The 17,238-nt window shown below is 73.1% G+C and carries 11 protein-coding genes and 2 pseudogenes; 7 read left to right on the top strand and 6 right to left on the bottom strand.

Annotated elements, in window-relative coordinates:
* Positions 1 to 10 precede the first annotated feature (10 nt).
* The 4 genes and pseudogenes from ACZ4SF_RS15370 to ACZ4SF_RS15355 form a co-directional block, all read right to left on the bottom strand.
* The gene (locus ACZ4SF_RS15370; protein WP_468383604.1) at positions 11 to 214 is read right to left on the bottom strand and encodes a hypothetical protein; all 204 of its coding nucleotides are present in this window, start codon (positions 212 to 214) and stop codon (positions 11 to 13) included.
* A gap of 177 nt (positions 215 to 391) precedes the next feature.
* A complete protein-coding gene (locus ACZ4SF_RS15365) occupies positions 392 to 1,114 on the bottom strand; it encodes a hypothetical protein (RefSeq protein ID WP_468383602.1) in 723 nt (240 codons plus the stop codon).
* Positions 1,115 to 1,454: 340 nt separating this feature from the next.
* Positions 1,455 to 4,208, bottom strand: coding sequence for an AAA family ATPase (locus ACZ4SF_RS15360; protein WP_468383599.1), 2,754 nt, complete (start codon positions 4,206 to 4,208; stop codon positions 1,455 to 1,457).
* 245 nt (positions 4,209 to 4,453) lie between these two features.
* Positions 4,454 to 5,182: pseudogene (locus tag ACZ4SF_RS15355) on the bottom strand (alpha/beta hydrolase); the annotation flags it as partial.
* Positions 5,183 to 5,457: 275 nt separating this feature from the next.
* Between ACZ4SF_RS15355 and rox the strand changes: the two are divergent.
* Both rox and ACZ4SF_RS15345 read left to right on the top strand, forming a co-directional pair.
* Positions 5,458 to 6,897, top strand: coding sequence for a rifampin monooxygenase (gene rox, locus ACZ4SF_RS15350; protein ID WP_468383597.1), 1,440 nt, complete (start codon positions 5,458 to 5,460; stop codon positions 6,895 to 6,897).
* Positions 6,898 to 7,165: 268 nt separating this feature from the next.
* Positions 7,166 to 7,459: pseudogene (locus ACZ4SF_RS15345) on the top strand (glycoside hydrolase family 15 protein); the annotation flags it as partial.
* 212 nt (positions 7,460 to 7,671) lie between these two features.
* Here ACZ4SF_RS15345 and ACZ4SF_RS15340 read toward each other — a convergent pair.
* Together ACZ4SF_RS15340 and ACZ4SF_RS15335 are read right to left on the bottom strand one after the other, a co-directional pair.
* On the bottom strand, positions 7,672 to 9,786 hold the full coding sequence (locus ACZ4SF_RS15340) for an FUSC family protein (RefSeq protein WP_468383594.1): 2,115 nt from the start codon (positions 9,784 to 9,786) through the stop codon (positions 7,672 to 7,674).
* 369 nt (positions 9,787 to 10,155) lie between these two features.
* A complete protein-coding gene (locus tag ACZ4SF_RS15335; RefSeq protein ID WP_468383715.1) occupies positions 10,156 to 10,968 on the bottom strand; it encodes an EamA family transporter in 813 nt (270 codons plus the stop codon).
* A gap of 154 nt (positions 10,969 to 11,122) precedes the next feature.
* Between ACZ4SF_RS15335 and ACZ4SF_RS15330 the strand changes: the two genes are divergently transcribed.
* From ACZ4SF_RS15330 to ACZ4SF_RS15310, 5 genes are all read left to right on the top strand, one after another.
* Complete coding sequence (locus ACZ4SF_RS15330; protein WP_468383592.1) at positions 11,123 to 11,980, top strand: LysR family transcriptional regulator; 858 nt, start codon at positions 11,123 to 11,125, stop codon at positions 11,978 to 11,980.
* A gap of 306 nt (positions 11,981 to 12,286) precedes the next feature.
* Entirely contained in the window at positions 12,287 to 12,667 is a 381-nt protein-coding gene (locus tag ACZ4SF_RS15325; RefSeq protein ID WP_468383589.1) for a DoxX family protein, read from the top strand.
* Positions 12,668 to 12,795: 128 nt separating this feature from the next.
* The gene (locus tag ACZ4SF_RS15320; protein ID WP_468383586.1) at positions 12,796 to 13,263 is read left to right on the top strand and encodes a peroxiredoxin; all 468 of its coding nucleotides are present in this window, start codon (positions 12,796 to 12,798) and stop codon (positions 13,261 to 13,263) included.
* Between the two features lie 54 nt (positions 13,264 to 13,317).
* A complete protein-coding gene (locus tag ACZ4SF_RS15315; RefSeq protein ID WP_468383583.1) occupies positions 13,318 to 15,648 on the top strand; it encodes a SpoIIE family protein phosphatase in 2,331 nt (776 codons plus the stop codon).
* A gap of 373 nt (positions 15,649 to 16,021) precedes the next feature.
* The coding region (locus tag ACZ4SF_RS15310; protein WP_468383581.1) for an MFS transporter at positions 16,022 to 17,238 on the top strand (1,217 nt) is incomplete at its 3' end.

The following is a 17,238-nucleotide window of genomic DNA, read 5'->3' as shown; positions in this document are numbered from 1 at the left end:
GGGCCCGCGCTCAGAACCCGTGTTCAGGGCGTCGGCTCGCGGAGTCCCACAGGGCCGGACCAGGCCGCGTGCCCTGGCGGCGGGGCGCCTCGTCGACCAGCACCTCGCGCGCGGCACGGCTGATCGCGTCCATGGTGTGTCCCGCCACCTTCGTGGCCGGCACGTCGGCATGCCGAGCGCCGGTGACCAGCGCTGCCGATCGCTTGATCTCCACAGCGCACCGCCTCACTCTGCGGAACCAGGGACTCATCCACCGTCTCGCATCCGCAACGGCATCGCATCACGTGCCGACGCGGCCGATCGCCGGCAGGGGACTCGGCTCCTTGCGCGTCGCGGCCGGCGGAGGCTGCGGCAGCCGCCTCGCCCTCCCCGGCCCGGGGGCCGTCGGCCGTCAGAAGTAGTGGACGTCGCTAAGGTCGATGCTGACCATGAGGTGATCGTGGTCGGGACGCCCGTCCGGCAGGCGGAGGTACGCGCGCCGCGCGGTGGGGAGCCTGATTCCGTCCGCTTCCTCGATGCCGTGCACGTACTGCGCGGCCGCGAAACCGCCGGCGATGTCGACGTGGTAGTCGTGGCGGCGGAGCAGAAAGTCGTCGCCGAAGTAGAAGTCCTGGACCGCGCTGTGGCTGGCGAGGTGGTCCGGAAACGTGACCCGCAGGTGACGCCAGCGCTCGGCCGGCGACTCCTCCCACGGTTCGGCCTCCTGCGTCCCCACGCCGCTCATGAGCGCGAAGAACGGCGTGGTCAGGTACGTCCAGAGGGCGTAGCCGTTGAAGTAGGCCCGGTCCAGCGGGTCCCAGGGAGTCTCCAGGACGTGGTCGGTGAACGCCTCTCGCGGGTCGCGGCGTTCCGCCACGACGGTGCCGTCATCGCGCTCGATCGCGACGCGGCCGGGTGTGAAGTCCGATCGCTGGTCGGGGGACCCGAACGGAGACACCGAGGCGCGCTCCTCGTGCAGGCTGACGGTCATCCGGCGCGGCCGGAGGTCCTGGGGCAGCCCCTTGACCGCGAAAAGTTCGCCGTCGCTGACGATGGTGGCGGTCGCGGTGGTGAGCCGCTTCCACCGCTCCGCTCCGCCGTGGGCTTCCAGCACTTCGGTGAGAAGGTCGGTCATGTCCACTCCTCCGTGCCTCGGTCTCCGTTCACCCCGTCACGCCCGGGCGACTGCCTGCGCCGCGCTTCTCGGCGTCCGGGCGAGACACCGTGCACGACCGGTTCGATGCGTCCGCGAACGCCGCCGGCCCCCACACCACGGTGGCTCACCCCGGGGACCCTCGACGCGAGTGACTTCATGGTCTTCCTCCTCTCGCTTCGCGCGGTGACCTCGGCCCGGTCTCCGTGGTCCCGGGCGGGGTGTGGGCGGGCACCCGGGCAGGCCCCCGACGCTCCCCGGTGGCGGTGCGAGCGGCCGGCGGGGGAGCCGAGCCGTCGGGCCGCCGCCCGGATCCAGCCCCCTAGGCCGAGGCGATGCGGTCCCGCTGGCCGGCCAGCTTGCGCCGGGAGTGGACATCGAGTTTCCGGAACACCTTGCGCAGGTGGTAATCCACGGTGTGCACACTGAGGAAGAGCTGGCTTGCGATCTCCGCGTTGGTGGCCCCGCCGGCCGCCAGGCGGGCGACGCGCCCCTCCTGGGCGGCCAGGTCGCCGCCACTGCGCGGGTACGTGCCGAGCTGGACCGGATCGCCGGCCGCGGCCAGCTCCTGCGCGGTTCTGGCGGCATACCCCTCGGCACCCATGGCGTCGAACAACTCGAAGGCGGTCCGCAGCTCCCGGCAGGCCTCCTTGGCCCTGCGCTCGCGGCGCAGCCACTCCCCGTACAGCTGATGGCTGCGCGCTCTGCGCGACGGGCCCCGGGCGTCGTCGTGGTGCTGGATGGCCCGCCGGTAGAGCGCTTCGGCCGACGAGGGATCGTCGGTGGTCAACGCCCGCGCCCGTGCGAGGTCACCGAGCAGGCCCGGCACGGGAGTTCGGCCGGCCAGCCGGGACAGCCGCTCCACCAGCTGCGTCGCCTCCCTCTCCTTGCCGCACCGGGCCGCCGCTTCGACCCTGTCGGCCACGGCGAACTCGACCGGGCACGTGTCCCCGGTCCGGTCCTCCGGGCAGCGGTACGCCTCGAGGTACCGGCCCCGGCTCAGCTCGAGCACGCACCGGGCGTAGTCGCAGAAGGCCAGTTGACAGCCCTGCCCGGTGCGGACGGCGTGCTGCCGGACGGTAGCGGTCAGGGCGTCGGCGGCCTCGAACCGGCCGCGCCACGCCGCGATGAGCAGGGCACCGGGGTACAGCAGTGAGCCCTGGTCCTCGTCCGGCGCGGCGCACTGGTCGAACAGCCGCTCGGACTCCGCGAGGTGGCCGGCGATCAGCTCGGACAGGGCCGTGTGACCGAGGGCCAGTCCCGTCGGAACGACGGCGCCCCGGCGCCGGGCTTCCGCTTCCAGCCGCCACGCGAGGTCGTGCAGGGCGATGTCGTCGCCGAGCATGATGGCGTGCGAGCAGGCCGCGGCCAGCCACTGACACAGTTCGGGGGCCGTCGACTTCTCGTGCCGCACCGCCTCGACGGCACGCCGCAGCCGCGGACCGGCGCTGTTCAACCCTTCGAGATGCACCGCCGTATCGGCCTCCAGCACCACGTCACCCGTCGTGACCGGCATTCCGGCGGGCAGCGGCAGGGAGCGGACGGCCTCCGCCACGCTGAGCCGCGACGCGCCCTGCGGGGCGAGCGAGCCGCTGATCTGGGCCTGGACGAGCGCCTCGACGAGCGTGTCACGAGCCGTACGGACGTCCACGGGGCCCAGCTCCCGCGCGGAGGCCAGCAGGGCGCGGGTCGCTGCCGCCGGGGCGCCGGTCAGCCGGTGGATCCGTGCCTGGACCCGCTGCACAAAAGCGTTGTGGCGCCGGTCCGCACGGTAGACGGCCGCCCCGTCCAGCAGGGGCTGCGCCTCGTCGGGCGAGCCGGCCACGGCGGCGGCTTCAGCGGCCCCCAGGAGCCGGCGGGACCGGGTGGGCAGGTCGGACGTGAGAGACGCGCCTCGCGCCAGAAGCGTCGACGTGCCGGTCCAGTCACCACGGTCGCGGCTGCGCTCCGCGGCACGTTCCAGTTCCGCTGCCACTCCTTCGTCGGGGTCGGTTGCCGCCGCCGCCAGGTGCCAGGCGCGCAGGTCGGTCTCGCCGAGGTCTCCGGCGACGTCGGCCAGGGCGGCGTGCACCCGGGCACGGTGCGCCAGCGGGGCACCGTAGTACACGGCCGAGCGGATCAGCGGATGGCGGAACGTGACCGTCTCCCGGACCGAGAGCAGGTTCCGCTCCTCGGCAGCCACCGCGGCGGACGCGTCGAAGCCCAGTGCCGGACCGGCCCGCCACAGCATGTCCGGGTCCCTCGTCGGGTCGGCGGCCGAGGCCAGCAGCAAGGTCCGGGTACGCGCGGGCAACTCCGACGCTTCGCGCACGTACAGCCGTTCCAGCGCCCGGCCGAGCGGGACGGGATCCGGCAGCGGGGTATCTCCGCTGAGCTGGGGAGCCTTCAGTTCGCGGGCCGCCCCGATCAGGGCGAGGGGGTTGCCCTCGGTGCAGGCGACGATCCTTTCCCGGGCAGCGGGATCGAGGACACCGGGAACCACCGATTCCAGGAGCCGGCCGGCCGCCTCCGTGCCGAGGCCGGAGAGGGGAAGCCCGGGCAGCCCCGCCAGGTGGTCGACGCGGTCGGCCTGGTCGCGTGCGGCGAACACCATGGCGACCGCCTCGGCATCCAGCCTGCGGGCCACGAAGCCGAGCACCGCGGCGGACTCCTGATCGAGCTGGTGCGCGTCGTCCACCAGGCACAGCAGCGGCCTGTCATCGGCGCGTGCGGCCAGCAGCCCGAGCGAGGCGAGCGCGACGAGGAAGCGGTCGGGCGGGCTCGTCCGTTCCTGCAGCCCGAAGACCTGGCAGAGCGCCTCACGCTGCGGATCGGGCACCTTCGGCAGCTGCGTCAGATGCGGCCTGAGAAGCTGGTGCAGGGCGGCGAAGGCAAGTTCGGCCTCGGATTCGACGGCGTCGAAGCGCGTGATCTCGAAATCGCCGCCTGCGCGGGCCTGAACGTGATCGAGCAGCGCGCTTTTGCCGGTCCCTGGTCCGCCCCACAGCACGACGACCGCGCTCGTCCCCTGCCGGGCGGCGTCGAGGGCCGTCGTCAGCCGGTCGCATTCCTCGTCCCGCCCGAGCAGCTCGTCCACTGGTCAACCCCAAGGTGCGCGAGAGGGTGACCGGCTTGCGCCGCTCCCTGGCAGGCGTGTGCCCGACCACCGGATCCGCTCCCATCGTCACCAGCATGGGTGCCTTTGTCCAATTGCCGAGTCGGCGTCAGCTGGGAGGTGGACCGGCTGACGCCCCCGTCGTCGCAGCTTCAACTTATTACGGGCATGCCTCTCTCGGTCGAGTCCCCGGCCGCGACGGCACGGGGCTCATCTCCTCGGGGACTTCAGCTCCCGTGCAGGGCGTCCCTGATGGCGGCGACCGTGACTCGGCGGGCGACGTCGGTCGCATGGCAGTCGCGGAGGCTGTCGAGCATCAGGAAGTCGTGCACCATGCCGAGGACCCTGAGGGACGTGACGGGCACGTCGGCCTTCCGCAGATGGGCCGCGTAGGCCTCGCCCTCGTCACGCAGTACGTCTGCCTCATCGGTGATCACGAGGGCCGGCGGCAGGCCCCCGAGGTCGTCCAGGGATGCCAGCAGTGGGGACGCGTAGCGTTCCTTGCGCTGCGCCTCCTCGGTCGTGTACTGGTCCCAGAACCAGATCATGCCGTCCCGGGTGAGGTAATAGCCGTCGGCGAACTGCAGGTAGGAGGCGGTGTCGAAGTTGGCGTCGGTGACGGGGTAGAGCAGTATCTGCGCGGCGAGCGGGATGCCGCCGCGGTCCTTGGCCATCTGTGCGAGGACCGCGGACATGTTGCCGCCGACCGAGTCACCACAGACGACCATGCGCGCGGGGTCGAGTCCGTGCTCGGCGCCGTGGCTCACGACCCACTGAGCCGTGGCGAAATTCTGTTCGATCTGAGTGGGGTACCTGGCCTCGGGTGCCCGGTCGTAGACGGGGAACACGGCCGCCGCCTGCGCACCTACGGCAAGTTCCCGTACGAAGCGGTCGTGCGTGTTCTCGTCTCCGAAGACCCACCCGGCGCCATGGATGTAGAAGATCACCGGCGGGCCATGGAAGCGGGCGTGCGCGTGTCCTCGAAAAGGCCCCGAACGACGAAAGGCAAGGAGTTCCCACTCCTTGCCACTATCAACCTATAGCGCACCGGGGGCCTTGCGGCAAGGCCCTGGACGTGCCGCACAATGTCCAGCCGAAGACGGAACCTGCGGAAAACAGGTACGCGCGGAGTTCATGCGCGTTTTCCGGCTCCTGCGTCTCGTGGGGCGCAGAAGCCCGACCACGGCGGAAGCCCGACCACGGCTGAAGCCTGACTACATGGGGGACTTTCGTGATCGACTTGATCATCGTCGGCAGTGGGCCGACCGGTCTGATGCTGGCCGGAGAATTGCGGCTGCACGGCGTGCACACCGTCGTGCTGGAGAAGGAGAGCAAGCCGACGAGGGTCGTCCGCGCACTCGGTCTGCACGCGCGCAGCCTCGAAGTGATGGACCAACGCGGCCTGGTGGACCGGTTCCTCGCTCTCGGCCGGAAGCATCCGCTCAACGGGTTCTTCGCCGGCATCGACAAGCGGTCGCCGGAGGGGCTGGACACCTCGCACGCCTACGTCCTCGGCATTCCGCAGACCGTCACCGACCGACTGCTGGCCGAGCACGCCACGCAGCTCGGCGCCGAGGTCCGCCGCGACTGCGAACTCGTCGGGCTGAGCCAGGACGAGGACGGGGTGACCGCCGAACTGGCCGACGGTACGCGGCTGCGCTCGCGCTACCTCGTCGGCTGCGACGGCGGCCGCAGCTCCGTGCGCAAGCTGCTCGGCGTAGGTTTCCCCGGCGAACCCAGCAGGGTCGACACGCTGCTCGGCGAGGTCGAGCTGACCGCGTCGCCGGAGACGCTGGCCGCCGTGGTGAGCGAAGTCCGCAAGACGCAGGTGCGCTTCGGCGCCATGCCCCTCGGAGACGGGCTGTACCGCGTCGTCGCGCCCGCCGACAAGGTGGCCGACGACCGCTCGGCCCCGCCGACCCTCGACGAGGTCAGGCGGCAGCTGCGGGCCGTCGCCGGCACCGACTTCGGCGTGCACTCACCGCGCTGGCTCTCCCGCTTCGGCGACGCCACCCGGCAGGCCGAGCGCTACCGGGTCGGCCGGGTACTGCTGGCCGGCGACGCGGCGCACATCCACCCGCCGATAGGCGGGCAGGGGCTCAACCTCGGCGTCCAGGACGCGTTCAACCTCGGCTGGAAACTGGCCGCCGAGGTCGCCGGCTGGGCACCGGAAGGGCTGCTGGACAGCTACCACACCGAACGGCACCCGGTGGCCGCCGACGTGCTGGACAACACCCGCGCTCAGATGCAGCTGGTGTCCCTCGAACCGGGGCCGCGAGCGGTGCGCCGGCTGATGTCGGAGCTGATGGACTTCGAGGAGGTGAACCGGTACCTGATCGAGAAGATCATCGCGATCGGGGTCCGCTACGACTTCGGCGAGGGGCACGAACTGCTCGGCCGTCGGCTGCGGGACGTGCAGCTGAAGCAGGGGCGCCTCTACGAGCTGATGCATGCCGGCCGCGGGCTGCTGCTCGACCGGACCGGCCGGCTCACGGCGGCGGGCTGGGAGGACCGCGTCGACCACGTGATCGACGCCGGCGAGGAACCGGACGTACCCGCCGTGCTCCTGCGGCCTGACGGTCATGTGGCCTGGGTCGGCGAAGACCCGGCGGATCTGCTCGGCCCACTGCGGAAGTGGTTCGGCGCGCCCGCCACCGCCGCCGGTCGCTAGGCGCTGCTCCACCTGGCCGCTGCCCTGGCTCCGGGACCGTCCAGCACGATGATCAGCTGGTCGGTCCCGGTCCTCGAGCCCCTTGAGCGGGCCGGCGGCCTTCAGCGCGCTGGTGGGCCGCCTCCGGGGAGTTGATGCGAACCCTGTGCATGCAGGCCGCGCAGTCTGGAGGTGTGAGCGCGTCGTGGGTCCGCCAGCGGCGTGGCCGGTAGCAGTGACGTCACCGCTGACGTCGGGCGAAAGCGGAAGACGCCCCCATGAGCGAATGGACCTCGTGTCCGACGGCCTCGTGTACCGCTACGACCCCTCCGCCTCCCCCGACGGACTGCTCGGTTCCGAAGGCACCTTCTCGGCGTGCACCTTCTGGTACGTCGAAGCCCTGGCTCGCGCCGGCCATCTGCGTGAAGGGCGACTGGTCTTCGAGAAGATGCTCACCTACGCCAACCATCTCGGTCTCTACAGCGAGGAGATCGGGCTGACAGGCGAGCAACTCGACAACTTCCCCGAGGCATTGACCCACCTCGCGCTCGTCACCGCCGCACTGAGCCCGGATGCCCATCTGGACGCCGCCCGGCCCGGCTTCCCTCCCACCTCTCCGGTCCTGGGTCCCCTTTTCTCCGGGCAACCGGTGCCGGCGGCGGCCGGAGGCCCACCTGTCACGCCGACCACCCCGTATCCGTCGGACCACGTCATCCGCAGGTGAGCGCACCACCCTCGCCGCCTCGGACCGCTTCCTGCGCCCCGTGGCCAGGTGGACCGCGCATCCGCCGAGTGTCAGGCTGCCGCGTGGCGGCGGGCGTGGTCGCGGGCGGCGATGGTGGTGGTCAGGGCCTCGACGGCGTCGACGGTTGCGGTACTCAGGGCGACGGCGCGGCTGGTCGTGGCGCTGCCGTAGCCGTCGCGGGCGTCGGCCGGCAGGCCGGTGCGGGCGGTGAAGGAGTCGAAGACCGACCGCAACGCCCCCGGGACCACCGTCTCGGCTCCGGTGGCGGCGCGGGCCAGGGCGGCGAGATGTTCATGCAGCGGATCGACCAGTTCGGTCAGCTCCGGCACGGTGTCCTGTGAGGTACGCGGCAGATGTTCACCCAGCAGGGTGGCGCATCCGGCGACCGCGGACACCTGGGTCCTGAGCTGCTCCAGCTGCGCTCCGGACCAGGGGTGTCGGTGCTCGGCCGGCTCGTCGTGCGACTGCTGCACCGCGGTCTCCAGGTGCTCCCTGGCCTGCCGTGACCGTGCCCGCAGCGCGTCCACGGCTGCCACGTCGGTCGCCCCGACGTCGGCGTAGCCGGTCAGCAGCTCGGGCAGCAGCCGGTCCTGCACCCGCAGCCACTCCGCGAGCAGGCCGGGTACCCGCCGGGTGGACCAGGTCGGCCAGACGAGGAAGATGAGCACGGCGAGCGCTGCGCCGACCACCGTGTCGGCGGCGCGCGCCCACGCCGTCGGTCCGGGCAGTCCGCCGACGTGGTGGATCAGGAAGACGATCCAGGTGGTCAGCCACAGGTTGAGCATCAGCTGCCCGGTCCGCAGGGTCACGAACGACGCCGCGGCCAGCACCACCGACGTGACCGCGAGGCCGGCGGGAGACCAGTGCGGCAGGGACAGCACCCAGGCGAAGAGGCCGCCCAGCACGGCCCCGGCCGCCCGTCCCCAGCCGCGGGCGATGGTGTGTCCGTACTCCGGGAAGAGCACCAGCATGGTGGTCAGGGCCACCCAGAAGCCGTGTGCGGAGATGCCCAGGCCGCCCCACCCGCCGATCGACCGGCCGATGACCTCGGCGACCACCACGCCCACGGCGAGCCGCACCGCATGGCGCAAGATCGGCGACTGGGGGTGCAGCTGTGCCCGGATCCGCCGGGTGTTGCGTGCGACGGAGGGGGTGCCCGCGTACAGGCCCGGCACCTCCGTGTGGGGTTCCAGTACGTCGCCGAGGCGGCCGTCGGTCGAGCGCAGGGCCAGTTGCTCGGCCAGCCGCAGCCGCGCGACCAGGTCGCTCGGGCCGGGCACGGGCGAGTCGGCCGCCCACTCCTCCAGGAGGGAGCGGACTTCCTCGGAGGAGCGGTGCTCGCGGCCGGAGGCCACGGTGCGGGAGATGTCACCCAGCACCTGCGCGGCGGCGGCCAGTGGCTCCCGGGCCCCGGGCCCCGGCGGCGCGGGTTCCGTCAGCCGCACGGTGAGCAGCGCGCGGCGGACGCGCTCGGCCTCTCCCAGCAGTCCGAACATGGCCGCCGCCGCCGGCCGGCTGAACTGCGGCAGCAGCTCCAGGGTCTGCCGGGCCGCCGTGAACGGAGCGGACCCGCCCGGAGTGGTGGAGCCGGCGACCGCGGCCTCGGCGAGCGACTGGTACGTGGCTGCAAGAGCGCGGCGCTGGGCGGCGAACCGCGGACCGTACGGCGGGAGAAGGCGTACCACCACGACGAGCCCGGTCCCGACCGCGATCCACCCGGCCATGATCAGGCCGCCGTGTACGTCGGGTGCGAGATCAGCCGTGATCATCAGGCCGATCACCGCGAGGCAACCCCGGATGCCGGGTGCGACGCCCATCGTCCGCCACAGCCCGGCGGCGAACGCCGCGACCGCCAGCAGTAGCAGGAACAGCCAGGTGGTGTCGTGCACCAGAGCTCCCAGCACCGCCATCGCGCTGAAGGCCACGGCCATCCCGAGTGCGTTCACCACAGGATGCCGCAGGGGGCTCAGCAGCGTACCGATGCCGCAGATGAACGCACCGACGCTGGCCATGGCCCCGGCCACCGGGTCGTCCAGAAGCAGGCCGAGGACGGTGGCGAGCAGCACGGCCAGTACGGCCCGCGCGATCACCGGCGGCGCAGCGAATGCCCGTTGCACGCGCAGACCGTCCCGGCCCATCGTGATCAGCGACGACCACCAGCGCATGTCCGAGCCTCCTTGGCGGCAGGGCGCGGGAGCGGTGCTCTCATCCTCTGCCGGCCCGGGCGTGGCTGCCACTCGCTGCACCTGGACGGCGGCCAGGGCACGTCGCACGTACAACCACCGGTCCCAGGTCGAGCCGAAGAGCGCGCACGACGTGCTGCCCCGGAAGAGCCGCTGGAGGTCTCGATCCGGACGAAGGCCGCCTCCGGGTACGGCGGCCACCGGACCGAATGATCAAGTTCGAGCGCCGTTCGACACTCGACGCCGAAGACCAAGCCAGGAGCCGCCCCCGCCTGTCCCGCCATGATGGTCCGACCGTTCACGCACGGGCCGGTCACCTGATCCGTCCGGCAGTCCCCGGGCCGCGGGCCTTCAGCGGCGCGTCGTCGCGATGCTCACCGCGTTCGCCGCCACCACCGCCCCGATGCCCGCCCACTCCGCGCCGCCGAGGCCCTGTCCGAGGACCGCCCAGCCGACGACGGCCGCCAGGACCGGGTTGACGCTCATGAACAGGCCGAAGGTCTGTGCGGGCACGTGCCGCAGCGTCAGCAGGTCGGTGAGGTAGGGGACGGCGGAGGACAGGACCCCGGCGGCCACGGCGCACAGGAGGGCCCCGGCCGTCGGCGGATGGCGGAGCGCAACGGCGATGCCCACGGGCAGGAAGGCCACGGCGGACACGGCCGAGGCCGCCGCCGCGCCCTGCGCCCCGGGGATGCGCCGCCCCACGAGCCGGTTGAGCAGGATGTACGACGCCCAGCAGCAGGCGGCGACCAGACCGAGGGCCATCCCCGTGTAGTCGGCCGAGGGGCGGGGACGCATCAGGACGACGACCCCGGCAGCGGCCAGCACCGCGCACCCGGCGTCCAGCCGCCGCCGGGTCGCGGCCAGCGCGATGGTCAGCGGCCCCAGGAACTCCAGGGTCACGGCGAGGCCCAGGCCGATCCGGTCGACGGCGCTGTACAGGCTGAGGTTCATCGTGCCGAACACCCCGCCGAGCAGCAGCACGGGCCACCACTGCCGCCAGGTGAAGGCGCGCAGCCGGGGGCGGACGACGGCGAGCAGGGCGAGGGCGGCGACGTACTGCCGTACGGCCACCACCCCGAGCGGGCCGAGGACGGGGAAGGCCAGTGCGCCGACGGCGGCACCGGTCTGGTTGGACAGCCCGCTGCCGGCCATGGCGGCCACGCCGGCCAGGCGCCGGGGCCGGGGCGAGGAGAGGGGTGCCGCCAAGGGCCCGGCCGCGGCCGGGAGTTCGGGAGCTTCTTGCATGCCCGGGATGGTGCGCGGCCTTCGGCACTTGCGCAAAATGCATGCACAGTTCGATCTATACGCTGAGGGTATGCAGGACATCGATCTCCGGCAGCTGCGCTGCCTCGTGGCCATCGTCGACGAGGGCACGTTCACCGACGCGGCGATCGCCCTCGGCGTGTCCCAGGCCGCCGTCTCACGCGCCCTCGCCTCCCTCGAACGCGCCCTGGGCGTACGGCTGCTGCGGCGCACCTCCCGGGAGGTGACCCCCACCGCGACCGGACTGCGGGTGGTGGCACAGGCCCGGCGGGTACTCGCGGACGTGTCCGACCTGGTCCGGGAGGCCACCTCGGGGCACACCCGGCTGCGCGTCGGCTACGCCTGGTCGGCACTGGGCCGGCACACGGTCGCCTTCCAGCGGCGCTGGAGTGCGGCCCACGGGGACACCGACCTTCAGCTCGTGCGCGTCAACGCGCCCTCCGCCGGGCTCGCCGAGGGCGCCTGCGATCTCGCCGTGGTCCGCAGACCGCCGGACGACCGGCGCTTCGACGCCGCCATCGTCGGACTGGAGCGGCGGCTGTGCGCACTCGCCGCCGACGATCCGCTCGCCCGGCGCCGCTCCGTGCGACTCGCCGACCTCGCCGACCGGGTCCTGCTGGTGGACCGCCGTACCGGCACGGCCAGTGCGGAGCTGTGGCCGCCGGACGCCCGCCCGGTCACCGAGGAGACGCACGACGTCGACGACTGGCTGACCGTCATCGCCGCCGGGCACGGGATCGGGGTGACGGCCGAGTCGACCGCGTACCAGTACCGGAGGCCCGGCATCGTCTACCGGCCGGTGCGCGACGCCGAGCCCGTCGCCGTCCGGCTCGCCTGGTGGCGCGACGATCCGCACCCGGCACTCCAGGCGGTGCTCGAGCTGCTCACCGACCTTTACCGGACCGGGTGAGGCGACGGAACCGGCCCGGTGAGCCGTACAGCCGCGCCTCCTTCGGCACGCCGGTCCGCGCCCTGGCGGCCGGTACGGTCGCCGATCGCATCGGCTGCGAGACGCTGACGGCCGCTCGCGTCGGCCGGCACGGCGGTCCGCCCTGGCGGCCGGTACGGTCGCCGATCGCATCGGCCGCGAGAGGCTGACGGCCGCCCGCGTCGGCCTGTTCTCACCCGCTGCCGGAATCCACGTCCTCTCCAGGACCACCCACCGCAGGTCCTACCGTCAAGTAATATCCGGCGGCAGGTCACCAGAGGAGGAACCGTGCCCCGGTCCGAACGCTCACCCCTGCTGCTCGCCGGCCTCTTCGCCGCCGTCGGGGTCGCCCACTTCGCCGCTCCGCGGCAGTTCGACGCGATCGTCCCCCGTCAGCTGCCGGGCTCGCCCCGGGCCTGGACCTACGGCAGCGGGGCCGTGGAACTGGCCCTGGCGGCCGGCCTCGCGGCGCCCCGCACCCGCGCGGTGGCAGCCAAGACGGCGGCCGCCTTCTTCGTCGGGGTGTTCCCGGCCAACGTCCAGATGGCCGTGGACTGGCGCAACCGGCCCGCGCCGCTCAGGGCGGCCGCCCTCGCCCGGCTGCCGCTCCAGGTGCCGCTGGTGCTGTGGGCCCGCGGGGTGGCCCGGAACGCGGAGGGGCGATCATGATCGAGCAGATCGCGGCGGTCGGGTTGCGGGAGGGGCAGTCGTGAGCGAGCGCCTCGAGGCGGTCGGCGTACGGGAGGGGCAGTCGTGAGCAAGCACACCGAGCGGATCGACGTACGGAAGGGGCAGTCGTGAGCGAGCGCATCGCCGTCGGGGGCAAGGTGGAGGACTTCGCCCTGCCCGACGAGACCGGGACCATCCGCCGGCTCACCGAGCTGCTGGCCGACGGCCCGGTCGTCCTCTTCTTCTACCCCGCCGCCCTCACCGCCGGCTGTACCGCCGAGGCCTGCCACTTCCGGGACCTCGCCGCCGAGTTCGCCGCCGTCGGCGCCCGGCCCGTCGGCATCAGCGGGGACGGCGTCGACAAGCAGCAGGAATTCGCCGGCCGGCACGGTCTCGGCATGCCGCTGCTGTCCGATGCCGACGGCACGGTCCGCGAGCTGTTCGGCGTCAAGCGCGGCTTCTCCCTCGCGCCGACCAAGCGCGTCACCTACGTGATCGCCCAGGACCGCACCGTCCTGGAGATCGTCCGCAGCGAGCTGCGCATGAACACCCATGCCGACCGGGCCCTGGCGGCCCTGCGCGCGCAGCAGAGCTGAGCCGGGCGGGCCCGCCGCTTGATGCGCCGGGCCAATCGGATCATCCTGGGGCATATGAGGCATGCCGCCGCCGTGGCGATCATCGACGCGCTGGGCATGGTGACCGGGTGGAGCGAGCGCGCACGGCAGCTCACCGGCCATCCGGCCGATGAGGTCGTGGGCCGGCCGGCGGCGGACCTGCTGGTGCAGAGCGTCCCTGCCGAGGTGCTCGCCGCACGCTCCGGGACCGTCGCCCTGCGCCACCGCGACGGCCACCGCATCGAATCGGTCGTCACCGCCTGCCCGGTCACCGGCGCCGACGGGACCCCCACCGGCTACGTCCTCACCGCAGACCCGTCCGGCACGACGCTGGCCGCCCAGGCCTTCCAGCAGGCCTCCATGGCCATGTCGGTCTTCGACCTCCAGCAGCGCTACCTGCGCCTGAACGACGCCGCCTGCGCGGTGATGGGCGTTCCCGAGGACGCGCTGACGGGCCGGTTCTTCCCGGACACCGTGGAGGACGTCGAATACAACCAGGGCTTCCAGCGTCATCTGAGGCAGGTCGCCGAGACCGGCCGGGCGGTCCGCTACGAAAGCTTCGCAGGCTCCCCCACCCTGAACCGGGAACATCTCTGGAGCATCGACATGTGGCCGCTGCGCTCGGACTCCGGGGAGCAGACCGCGGTCGCCATGGCCGCCTTCGACAACACCGAGCAGTACTGGGCCCGGCGCCGGCTCGCCCTGCTCAACGAGGCCTCCGCCGGCATCGGCACCACCCTGGACGTCGTACGCACCGCCGAGGAACTGATCGAACTCCTCGTCCCGCGCTACGCCGACTACGCCAGCATCGACCTGCTCGACTGGGTGCTCGGCGCGGACGAGCGGCCGGCCGTCCCCGACGGCGCGGTCGAAATGCGCCGTGTCGCCCACAGCTCCACCAGCCCGGGCAACCCGGCCACCGCGGTCCCCCTCGGCCTGACCGAGGTCTACGAGCCGCCCTCACCGCCCGCCCAGGCCATCCGCGAAGGCCGCGTGGTGCGCAGCCAGGCCGGCGAGCCGTCGTTCGTCCACTGGCTCGCGGAACGGAACGCGCGCTCGCCCGAGGGCAGCCGCCACCGGAGCGGCGCCCACTCCATGATCGCGGTACCGTTGCGGGCCCGCGGCACCACCCTGGGTGTCGCGGTCTGCATCCGCAAGTCCAATCCGGACGAATACGCCCCCGACGACGCCGTGTTCGCGGAGGAACTCGCCAGCCGCGCCGCCGTCTGCATCGACAACGCCCGCCGCTTCGCCCGCGAACGCGACACCGCGCTCGCCCTCCAGCACAGCCTGCTCCCGCAGGGCCTGCCCGGACAGGCCGCGGTGGAGGTCGCCCACCGCTACCTGCCGAGCGGGTCCCTGGCCGGCATCGGCGGCGACTGGTTCGACGTCATCCCGCTCTCCGGCGGCCGGGTCGGTCTCGTCGTCGGCGACGTGGTGGGCCACGGCATCCAGTCCTCGGCCACCATGGGGCGGCTGCGGACCGCCGTCCGCACCCTCGCCGACGTCGACCTGCCCCCTGACGAACTCCTCACCCACCTCGACGACCTGGTCACCCATCTGGGCTCCGACAACGACGGCGAAGAGGTCGCCGAACTCGGCGCGACCTGCCTGTACGCCGTGTACGACCCCGTCTCGCGCCGCCTGTCCCTGGCCGCCGCCGGCCACCCTGCCCCGGTCGTCGTCCTGCCCGGCGGGATCGCCCGGTTCCTCCCCGTGACCGCCGGGCCACCGCTCGGCGTCGGCGGACTGCCCTTCGAGGCGACGGAACAGGAACTGCCCGAGGGCTCCGTCGTAGCCCTCTACACGGACGGCCTGGTCGAGGACCGCGACCGGGACCCGGACGGCACCACCGACGAACTCTGCCGGGTCCTCGCCGCGCCCGCCGACTCCCTCGAGGCGCTGTGTGACAACGTCCTGAAGGCCGTGCTCCCGGACCAGCCGGGCGACGACGTCGCCCTGCTGCTCGCATGCACCCGGGCCCTCGGCGCCGACCGGGTCGCCACCTGGGACGTCCCGCGCGACCCCGCCCAGGTCGCGGCCTTCCGCCAGGCGGCCACCGAGCGACTGACCGGCTGGGGCCTGGAAGAGGCCGCCTTCGTCACCGAACTCGTCGTCAGTGAACTCGTCACCAACGCCATCCGCTACGGCGAACCGCCCATCCAGCTGCGCCTGATCCGCGACCGCGCACTCATCTGCGAGGTCTCCGACGCCAGTTCCACCAGCCCGCACCTGCGCCGGGCGCACGCCTACGACGAGGGTGGCCGTGGACTGCTGCTGGTCGCCCAGCTCACCCAGCGCTGGGGCAGCAGGCACACCGCCGCCGGCAAGACCATCTGGGCCGAACAGCCACTGCCGGACACCTGACCGCGCGCCGCTCACCCGAACGAACAGCCCTGGTTCGCCGTCGACTCGGCGTAGGCGAGCCGTGCGGCAGGACGGCTGATCAGCCGGCGCGTGACACCCGGCCCGGCGAGCATGGCCCGGGCGGTCCCGGTCGGCGGCACCGTCCCGGTCGGCTGCACCGTCCCGGTCGGCTGCACCGTCCCGGTCGGCTGCACCGTCCCGGCCGGCGGTACCGTCCGGCTGTCGCGGTACGCATGGGAAGCCTCCCGGGGCAGGGCAGGGAGATCGTCGTGTCGCCGTGAACATAGGCTCATGGCATACCAGTTGGGGCCTGAACCCGCCGATCCGGCGCCATGCCACCGCCCCTGCCACCGCGCCACCCGAGAGGGAGCACATGAAGACCGCTGCCGCCGCACCGCCGATCACCAGCACGCCGTGGCGAACCGCGGCCTTCCGGCGGTTCGCGTCCGCGCAGCTCGTCTCCGCCACCGGATCCGCGATGGCCCCGCTCGCCCTCGCCTGGTCCGTCATCGAGCGGGGCGGCGGAGCGGGCTCCCTCGGTCTGGTGCTCGCCACGAACACCGTCCCGACCATCGTGTTCCTCCTTGCCGGCGGTCTCTTCGCGGACCGCCTGTCCCGCAGCCGCGTCCTCTTCCTCGGCAACCTGCTGGCGGCGGGTGCCCAGGGCGCACTGGCCGTCACCGTCGCCACCGGGCACGCCACGACGACCTCGATCGCCCTGTGCGGCTTCCTCTCCGGCACCGCGGCGTCCTTCATCGTCCCCGCAGCCCAGGGCGCCGTGGCCCAGATCGTGGCCCCGCAGCATCTCCAGCAGGCCAACGCGCTGCTCCGGCTGCCGGGCAACGCTGTGAGGGTGCTCGGGCCCCTCGTCGGCGGACTGATCGTGGCAGCCACGGGCGCCGCCTGGGCCCTGGCCTGGGACGCGGCCACGTTCGCCGTCGCGGCCCTGCTGCTGCTCGGCCTGCGCCTGGACGCCCCGCCGGCCCGCGCCGCCGGCGTCCTGGCGGACCTGCGCGAGGGCTGGACCGGCTTCTGGTCCCGCACCTGGCTGTGGACCTACACGGCCGCCGGCACCGTTCTCGTCGCGGGATGGCTCGCCGGCTTCCAGCTCCTCGGCCCCCTCACAGCCGCCCGGCAGTACGCCGGGGCCCGCGACTGGGGCCTGGTCCAGGCGGCCTTCGCGGCCGGCCTGCTCGCCGGGACCCTCGTCTGCCTGCGCTGGAAACCGCGCCGGCTGCTCACCGTCGCGATCGCGGCGAGCGGCGCCCTCGCGCTCCCGCTGACCGCCATGGGCGCGGGCGGACCGCTGCCCGTCGTGCTGCTGACCGCCCTCCTCGCGGGCGTCGGGCTCGACATCGCGATCGTCGCCTGGACCACGGCCTTCCAACGGCACGTGCCGCAGGACGAACAGGGACGCATGAGCGCCTTCAACGGCGTCGGCGAGCGCCTGGCCATCCCGCTCGGCTACCTCCTCACCGCACTCGCCGCCGACGCCTGGGACACCCGCAGCGCGCTCCTGGCCTGCGCCGCCATGATCGCCGCCGCTGCCGTCCTCAACCTCTGCGTCCCCGAGATCCACCGGGCCGTCCG

The sequence above is a fragment of the Streptomyces sp. NPDC027663 genome, assembly GCF_055566415.1.
This window is presented reverse-complemented; position numbering and strand designations above follow the sequence as displayed.